This window comes from Sphingorhabdus sp., assembly GCF_044239005.1.
Lineage (GTDB): Bacteria > Pseudomonadota > Alphaproteobacteria > Sphingomonadales > Sphingomonadaceae > Sphingorhabdus_B.
The window spans coordinates 1-7,867 of the sequence record NZ_JBIICH010000094.1; the positions used below are offsets into that span (position 1 = coordinate 1).

At 56.1% G+C, this 7,867-nt stretch carries 8 protein-coding genes; 4 read left to right on the top strand and 4 right to left on the bottom strand.

Translation table 11 applies throughout. The features are described 5' to 3' along the window. Window positions 1-606: 606 nt before the first annotated feature. The 3 genes from rplJ (at window position 607) to ACILQA_RS08205 (ending at window position 2,263) form a co-directional block, all read left to right on the top strand. Window positions 607-1,122 carry a 50S ribosomal protein L10 gene (gene rplJ / locus ACILQA_RS08195; RefSeq protein WP_183939690.1) on the top strand — a complete coding sequence of 172 codons (516 nt, stop codon included), beginning with the start codon at window positions 607-609 and terminating at the stop codon, window positions 1,120-1,122. Between the two features lie 88 nt (window positions 1,123-1,210). Then, window positions 1,211-1,582, top strand: coding sequence for a 50S ribosomal protein L7/L12 (gene rplL / locus ACILQA_RS08200; RefSeq protein ID WP_395629258.1), 372 nt, complete (start codon window positions 1,211-1,213; stop codon window positions 1,580-1,582). Window positions 1,583-1,726: 144 nt separating this feature from the next. Beyond that, window positions 1,727-2,263, top strand: coding sequence for an adenine phosphoribosyltransferase (locus ACILQA_RS08205; RefSeq protein WP_395629259.1), 537 nt, complete (start codon window positions 1,727-1,729; stop codon window positions 2,261-2,263). Between the two features lie 19 nt (window positions 2,264-2,282). Here ACILQA_RS08205 and ACILQA_RS08210 read toward each other — a convergent pair whose 3' ends face one another. From ACILQA_RS08210 to ACILQA_RS08225, 4 genes are all read right to left on the bottom strand, one after another. Next, window positions 2,283-3,026: a class I SAM-dependent methyltransferase gene (locus ACILQA_RS08210; RefSeq protein ID WP_395629260.1), complete on the bottom strand. Its 744-nt coding sequence runs from the start codon at window positions 3,024-3,026 to the stop codon at window positions 2,283-2,285. Window positions 3,027-3,038: 12 nt separating this feature from the next. Continuing rightward, complete coding sequence (locus ACILQA_RS08215; RefSeq protein ID WP_395629261.1) at window positions 3,039-3,503, bottom strand: acyl-CoA thioesterase; 465 nt, start codon at window positions 3,501-3,503, stop codon at window positions 3,039-3,041. Between the two features lies 1 nt (window position 3,504). Then, complete coding sequence (locus ACILQA_RS08220) at window positions 3,505-4,716, bottom strand: LL-diaminopimelate aminotransferase (RefSeq protein WP_395629262.1); 1,212 nt, start codon at window positions 4,714-4,716, stop codon at window positions 3,505-3,507. Between the two features lie 88 nt (window positions 4,717-4,804). Continuing rightward, window positions 4,805-6,637, bottom strand: coding sequence for a DEAD/DEAH box helicase (locus tag ACILQA_RS08225; RefSeq protein ID WP_395629263.1), 1,833 nt, complete (start codon window positions 6,635-6,637; stop codon window positions 4,805-4,807). A gap of 98 nt (window positions 6,638-6,735) precedes the next feature. On the opposite strand from ACILQA_RS08225, the gene ACILQA_RS08230 reads away from it, so the two are divergent. Then, a partial coding sequence (locus ACILQA_RS08230; protein ID WP_395629264.1) for a PHA/PHB synthase family protein occupies window positions 6,736-7,867 on the top strand: 1,132 nt, incomplete at its 3' end.

A 7,867-nucleotide genomic window follows, 5' to 3' on the forward strand; every position in this document is an offset into this window, starting at 1 on the left:
AGAAAGGCGCGAAAGGCCAGCTTGCCGGTTTCACGGTCCCCTTGATTGATATCATGCGCCACATTGTCATCCAGACATGCCAAGATAGCTTCAACATCCATGGCATTGAATGCAGCATAATATGCGCCAATCAGCGCCGCTGTTTGTTCACGCGTGTCGGGCATGTATCATTGTGTCCTTTAACCTGATGAATTGCATTTCGATTAAGTCAGCCAAGCAAGGATTGTCCAGTAAGATAAATTGTCCAGACTTTCATAGGATTTTGAAACGCGATCCCAGCGGACAGCGATCAAAGGGGCCGCCGCCCTTGACTCTGCGTCCAACCCTGCTAATGCCCGCCTCGTTCGGTGGGGCGACGGCTCCACCGGCAACCGTCCGAGACAGTTGGTGAACGGAATTTGCCGTTCTTAATTTCCAGCCTAGACGGGGATAGAGATTTCAGGACTGGCTTTTGCCATCCTTCGCCACCGCTCCCGATTTTAGATCGTGTGAGTTCGGCATGAAACTTCCCCACGGACTGAAGTCAGCGGATCGCCCAGCCGGGTGTTTCGCTTTTCGTGTTGGATTTTGTCGGTTCGCCGGCGAAGTCTGAAAAAGGAGTAATGCATGAACCGTTCTGAAAAGACCGAAACAGTTGCATCGCTGAACGCCACTTTCAATGAAGCGGCGGTTGTCGTCGTCACCCGTAATCTCGGGCTGACGGTTGCACAATCGACCGACCTTCGTTTGAAGATGCGGGACGCTGGCGCAAGCTATAAGGTTGCCAAGAACCGTCTTGCCAAAATCGCTCTTGAAGGAACGCAATATGGATCGGTAGCTGAATTGCTTACCGGCCCTACAGCGCTCGCCACATCGTCGGACCCGGTTGCAGCTGCAAAGATTGCTGTCGAGTTCGCAAAGACCAATGACAAACTTGAAATTGTCGGCGGCGCGATGGGTGACACGTTCCTTGATGTAAACGGTGTAAAGGCGCTGGCTTCGTTGCCATCGCTCGACGAACTGCGCGGCACGCTTATCGGGCTTATCCAAGCACCGGCAACGAAGCTTGCACAGCTGTCGACCGCACCTGCTGCGAAATTGGCACGCGTTTTTGGTGCCTATGCTGACCAAAAGGCAGCATAACTTTTTTGAATTAAACCGGCTGCGTCCCATGGTTTTAACCGGCTGGGCGGGCCCTACAGATATGACAGAAAATCGGAGTGTTATTTAAATGGCTGATATTGAAAAGCTCGTAGACCAACTTTCGGCATTGACCGTTCTTGAAGCGGCTGAACTTGCTAAGGCTTTGGAAGAAAAGTGGGGCGTTAGCGCCGCTGCTGCTGTTGCTGTTGCTGCACCTGCTGGTGCCGCTGCACCAGCTGCTGAAGAGCAGACTGAATTTGACGTTATCTTGACCGGCGACGGCGGCAACAAGATTGCAGTCATCAAGGAAGTCCGTGCGATCACCAACCTTGGTCTGACCGAAGCAAAGGCTCTTGTTGAGGCCGCTCCAAAGGCACTCAAGGAAGGCGTAAACAAGGCAGAAGCCGAAGACATCAAGGCGAAGATCCTTGCAGCCGGCGGAACCGTCGAACTGAAGTAATTCGGTTTCCCTTACGGGATATAAAATGGGGCGGCCTAGCAATAGGCTGCCCCTTTTTTATGGCTGCGCGTTCGGCATCCATAAACAAACATGTTCTGGCCCTTTTCTTTTGAAAATCCTGCGGGTTGCGGGCAGTCATGGCACATGCATGACAACGCCGACCTCGCCGCCCTGATTCGCAACATTCCGGATTATCCCAAACCGGGAATCCTATTCCGCGACGTCTCCAGCCTGCTGCTCGACGCAGACGGCTATCGCATGACCATTGACCGGCTCGCGGCGCTGGTGGACCCGGATACGCAGCTTGTCGCTGGTATTGAGGCACGTGGCTTTATCGTGGCGTCTGCTCTGGCATATGTGCTGGGCCTTGGCCAATTGATGCTGCGTAAGCCCGGTAAACTGCCGGGCGAGAAAATCGGCACGGATTACACGCTCGAATATGGCACCGACCGCATTGAAATGCATGTCGGCCATGTGCAGCCTGACCAGAAAGTGCTGCTGGTCGACGATTTGATTGCCACGGGTGGCACGGCCCTGGCTGGCGTTGACTTAATCCAGCAAGGCGGCGGCAGGGTTGAACAAGCTTTGTTCATCGTTGACCTGCCTGACCTTGGCGGCGCGGCCAAGTTGCGCGCCAACGGCGTACGGGTCGGATCGCTCATCGGTTTTGACGGCGATTAAGCGCGCCGAATCATTCAGCCTAGTTTTGTGGGTAACGCGACGCGCATGTCTTGATTTTTGAAGGCTCAGGCCGCTTCCCGCTGACTTCAAAGCGGGCGATATATCCACCCAATTTCAATTGTTCGGTAAAGCCCGTCAAACGATAGCCCACGGCATCAAATTCGCAGAACAGCAGCTTCGGCGGAATACCGTGTTGGGCGGTGGGGCGATCGCGGTCTACAACAATGACCTGTCCGCCCTTGGCGAGCGCAGGCCGCATGCGCCATAGGAACGCGTAGGGCTCGGCTATTTCATGATACATATGCACCATGAAAACCCGGTCAAAGCTGTTTTCTGGCAAGCGGGGATCATCCAGAGCGCCTTCCTTGATGGCAACATTATCGAGCTGTTCGCGCGTGACCCGGGCGCCCAGTCGGTCAAGCGCATCCCGATTGATATCCTGCGCAAGCACGCGCCCTTTTGGTCCAACGCGGTCTGCAAGGCGGATGGTGTAATAGCCCTCGCCTGCCCCGATATCCGCCACTGTGGTCCCAAGCTGGATCCCGGCCCAATCCATCACAAATTCGGCCTCACCTGCTTCATCACGTGCGGCCTCAGTCGAAAATTCGGTATCACCCGCTGTGGAGACTAGACGTTCCGCGCGCGGGAATGCTTCCGCACTCTCGCTGCGTTCGTCTGCAGTGCCCGCTGGCGTGCAACCGCTCACCAATAGCAGTGGAACCGCAATGATCGCCAGAAAGCTCAAACGGGCGTTCGTGCGCATGCCCAACCCGTCTTACGCGTCGGCCATTACAGCTGCTGGGGTAGCAGCCTGTTGATCGAACTTCTGGAAAACATCCTTCACCCAATGTGGCAAGGGAATGGGGCGATGCGTGTCAAGGTCGACATGCACGCTGACAAGATCAACTGTTGCGCGCAAATCGTCTGAGCCATCTTCGGTAATGCCATGGATTTCGACGATTTGGGTCATGCTCGTCCGCCCAGTCGCAACCGTTCGCGCCATAACCTCAATAAGCTCGTCCGGCTTGATCGGCGCAAACCATGTGACGGTCGCCTTTTTGACATGAAACTCCAAAGGCGCGCCATCGGCATAATCGCGGAATTTCGCCTCGCGCCAATATTCGGTCACCGCAACATCGGCATAATCCAGATAGCGCGCGTTAAAAACGACGCCCTGCGCGTCCGTCTCTGACCAGCGCACGCGGAAACGGTGATGGAAAGCAAACTCGCTCCGCGCCATGTCAGATTGCCTTTGATTGGCCAGGGGTGTTGACCCCCATCGATTGCAGGTAACGCTTCACGTTGCGTGCGGCCTGACGCAGGCGGTGTTCGTTTTCAACCATAGCGATGCGCACATAGCCTTCGCCATCTTCGCCATATCCCACACCCGGCGCGACTGCGACCTTTGCTTCGGTCAGCAACTGTTTGGAAAACTCTAGGCTCCCCAAATGCGCAAGCGCAGGCGGCAATGGTGCCCATGCGAACATCGACGCCTTCGGTGCAGGAATGTCCCAGCCAGCGCGGCCAAATGCTTCGACAAGGATATCGCGGCGCTTGTGATAGAGCTGCCGATTTTGTTCGACGATGTCTTGCGGGCCATTTAATGCAGCGCACGCCGCCGCCTGAATGGGCGTAAATGCTCCATAATCGAGGTAGCTTTTAACGCGCGTCATCGCAGCGATCAGTTCGCGGTTACCCACGGCAAAACCGATACGCCATCCTGCCATCGAATAGGTTTTGGACAATGACGTGAATTCAACGGCCACATCTTTGCCGCCCTTCACCTGCAAAATGGACGGGGTCGGGTTGCCGTCAAAATAGAGTTCTGAATAGGCAAGATCGGACAATATCCAGACCTTGTTCTCTTTCGCCCAAGCAACAAGCCGCTCGTAAAACGCCAGATCGACGGTTTCTGCGGTGGGGTTGGACGGATAGTTGACCACCAAAATCGACGGCCGCGGGACTGTGAACGCCATGGCGCGCTCCAGGGACCGGAAATAATTTTCATCAGGCGTCGTGGGTACGGACCGAATGGTTGCACCGGCGATGATGAAACCGAACGTGTGGATCGGGTAGCTTGGGTTCGGCGCCAAGACGACGTCACCCGGCGCAGTGATAGCGGTTGCAAGGCTTGCAAGGCCCTCTTTCGAACCCATTGTCACGACGACTTCGGTTTCGGGATCAACATCCACCCCAAAGCGGCGCGCATAATAATTGGCCTGCGCCTTACGGAGGCCGGGAATACCTCTGGAAGCAGAATAGCCATGAGCATCTGGCTTTTGCGCGACTTCGCACAATTTTTCGATGACATGGGGCGGCGGCGGCAAATCGGGATTGCCCATGCCCAGATCGATAATGTCCTCTCCCGCACCACGGGCCGCCGCACGCATCGCATTAACTTCAGCGATAACATAAGGTGGCAGACGCTTGATGCGGTAGAATTCTTCGGACATTGGCTCCCGTTTCCGGTTAGTTGTTTACAGAGCCACCCTCATGCGCGAAGTTTTCGCGCATTTCCAGAAAAAGCTTTCGGACCGCGGATTAGCGCGGCCGATTGCCTTTCGCTTTGTGCCGCACGCCATGCTTTGACGGGGGTGGTCCATCATTGCGGAATGGACGTACACCGTCACGGTTCGATCCACCACGTGGACCACCGCGTGGCGGGCCATCACCGCGAGGTCCATCTCCGCGTGGATTGACGCCCAATTGGGCACGTTGCGGGCGGCCACCATCGCGGCCTCCGTCGCGACCCATGCGCTTGTTTTCACGCGCAGCTTCACGTGGCGGGCCATTGGCTTGCACGATCTCAACATCATTGTCTTCGTCATGCCCCGGCTGCGCGATTGCCTTGGCAAATTTTGCAACAGCGGCAGCAGCGATACCCACATGGGTTTCGTTCGCGGCAATCCGGATGGCACCAATGTCGTTCTTGGTCACACCGCCACGACGGCACAGCAGCGGCAATATCCATTTTGGATCTGCGTTGTTACGGCGGCCAACGTTGAGCTTGAACCAAACAGAATCGTCAAATCCGGCGCGATGGTCATCACGCGGACGTTCGCGCGTGCCGTCATCCAGCATGTCTTCTGCCTGCGGCATTTTGGCGCGATGCACACGAACCAGCGCAGCGGCGATGTCTTCAGCCGACATCGTTTCGAGCAGCTTTGCACCCAATGCACGATCTTCATCTTCTACTTCGACAGGTGTCAAAAGTGTTTCGAGCAGACGTTCATGGTCCTTGGCGCGGATATCTGCGGCAGTCGGGACTTTAATCCAGTCTGCCTCAATCTTCGCGCCGCGCAACATCGATTCAACGCGCTTGCGGCGCTGATAGGGCACAATGAGAACGGCAGTACCCTTACGACCCGCACGCCCCGTACGTCCCGACCTGTGCTGAAGCCCTTCGGCATCGCGTGGCAATTCAACGTGGACCACCAACGACAGGTTGGGCAAATCGATACCGCGCGCCGCAACGTCGGTTGCAACGCATACACGGGCACGGCGGTCACGCAGCGCCTGAAGCGCGTGGTTCCGCTCGGACTGCGAATGCTCACCCGACAGCGCAACGACATTGAAGCCGCGCTCGGTCAAGCTGGCATGCAGGCGGCGCACATTTTCACGCGTCGCACAAAACAGGATAGCGGTTTCGGCCTCATGCAAACGCAGCAGATTCACAACTGCGTTCTCAATGTCCGGTGGAGCGACCGTGACGACCTGATAGCTGATGTCGCCATGGCCGCGGTCTTCGCCGACGGTGGAGATACGCAGGGCGTCTTGTTGGTAACGCTTTGCTAGCGACACGATTGGTTTCGGCATCGTGGCCGAGAAAAGCAAAGTGCGGCGGCCTTCGGGCGTCGCGTTCAATATTTCTTCGAGTTCCTCGCGGAAACCCATGTCGAGCATTTCATCGGCTTCGTCGAGAATCGCGACCTTCAAAGCGGACAGGTCAAGTGCGCCACGCTCCAAGTGATCGCGCAAACGGCCGGGGGTTCCGACGACGATTTGTGCGCCTTGATTGAGCGTGCGCCGTTCTTTCGACGCGTCCATGCCGCCAACGCAGGTAGCGATGCGGACGCCAGCCTTGGCATATAGCCACATGAGTTCGCGGCTGACCTGCAAGGCCAGTTCGCGCGTTGGTGCGATGATGAGTGCGGCGGGTTCGCGCGCAAGGCTGACCAGTCCACCATCAAGGATTTGCGGTGCCATGGCCAAGCCAAAAGCAACGGTTTTGCCTGATCCAGTCTGGGCCGACACGACAAGGTCGCGGCCTTCGGCCTCAGCTGTGATGACAGCAGATTGAACAGGGGTTAAAGCAGTATAGCCACGAGCGGTGAGCGCTTCATCAAGAAGCGGGGGAAGATTTTCAAACGTCATTATTGCGCGCCTTTGCGCCCTTTTTTACCTAATGTCCATGCTGCGCCGCACAACAAAACAATCTTCGACAATTTTCTGACATTTGTTATGCATGGAATATGGCCGATTCACCGAAATTCCCACCCTTCATGGATCCCGACCAATTCGCCAAAATGCTTGAGGGTTCGGCAGCCTCTGCAACTGACCCAATGAAGGCATATCGCGCCGCGATGGACGCGTGGGGGACGATACTTGCGCCATTGGCCAAGGCCGGTCGCAGCAAAATTGACCCGTCGGATCGCCGCTTTGCTGCACCTGAATGGGAACACCCAGTTTTCGACCTGATGCGTCAGGGATATCAGGTGATGTCTGACTATATGCTCGGCGCGGCTGATCAGTTGGATGGCGTCGCCGATAGTGACAAAGCCAAAATGGGCTTTGCCATTCGTAGCATGATAGAGGCGATGAGCCCGGCAAATTCACCCTTCACCAACCCCGTCGCACTACAACGGGCGATGGAGACCAACGGCGCAAGCCTGATGTCGGGCATGCAAAATTTGATGACAGATTTGCAGCGCGGCCAGCTGACGCACAGCGATTCTAATGCCTTTAAGCTGGGCGAAAACATCGCGGCAACGCCGGGCAAAGTCGTCCATCAAACGCCGTTGTATCAGCTGATCCAATATGATCCCACGACCCCGGACGTGTTGGCAACGCCGCTGATTATTTTTCCGCCATGGATCAACCGCTTCTACATTCTTGATCTGACGTCCGAAAAAAGCTTCATCAAATATTGCGTTGACCAAGGCATCACCGTTTTTGTCGTGTCTTGGAAATCTGCTGATAGCTCGATGAAGGACATTGTCTGGGACGATTATATCGCAGCCCAGATAGATGCGATTGATACCGTGCGCGACGGCCTTGGCGTGCCAGATGTGCATGCGATAGGATATTGTGTTGCCGGAACGACCTTAGCCGCGACGCTTGCCGTGCTCGCCGCAACTGACGGTGCCGACAAGGTGCGCAGCGCGACATTTTTTACCGCGCAAGTCGATTTCAGCACGGGCGGCGAGCTGCTGAATTTCATCGACGACAATCAGATCACGATGGTCGAAACGTTGAGTGCACCGCATGGCTATTTGGACGGTCGCTTCCTTGCGCTGACGTTCAACATGCTGCGCGGCAAGGACCTGATTTGGTCGACGGTCGTCAAAAATTATTTGCTGGGTGAAGATTACCCCGCGTTCGATC

What these genes read in the sequence shown, in the direction of transcription:
- rplJ (WP_183939690.1), top strand. Translation starts at nt 607, where the DNA reads ATGAACCGTTCTGAAAAGACCGAAACAGTTGCATCGCTGAACGCCACT.
- rplL (WP_395629258.1), top strand. Translation starts at nt 1,211, where the DNA reads ATGGCTGATATTGAAAAGCTCGTAGACCAACTTTCGGCATTGACCGTT.
- ACILQA_RS08205 (WP_395629259.1), top strand. Translation starts at nt 1,727, where the DNA reads ATGCATGACAACGCCGACCTCGCCGCCCTGATTCGCAACATTCCGGAT.
- ACILQA_RS08210 (WP_395629260.1), bottom strand. Translation starts at nt 3,026, where the DNA reads ATGCGCACGAACGCCCGTTTGAGCTTTCTGGCGATCATTGCGGTTCCA.
- ACILQA_RS08215 (WP_395629261.1), bottom strand. Translation starts at nt 3,503, where the DNA reads ATGGCGCGGAGCGAGTTTGCTTTCCATCACCGTTTCCGCGTGCGCTGG.
- ACILQA_RS08220 (WP_395629262.1), bottom strand. Translation starts at nt 4,716, where the DNA reads ATGTCCGAAGAATTCTACCGCATCAAGCGTCTGCCACCTTATGTTATC.
- ACILQA_RS08225 (WP_395629263.1), bottom strand. Translation starts at nt 6,637, where the DNA reads ATGACGTTTGAAAATCTTCCCCCGCTTCTTGATGAAGCGCTCACCGCT.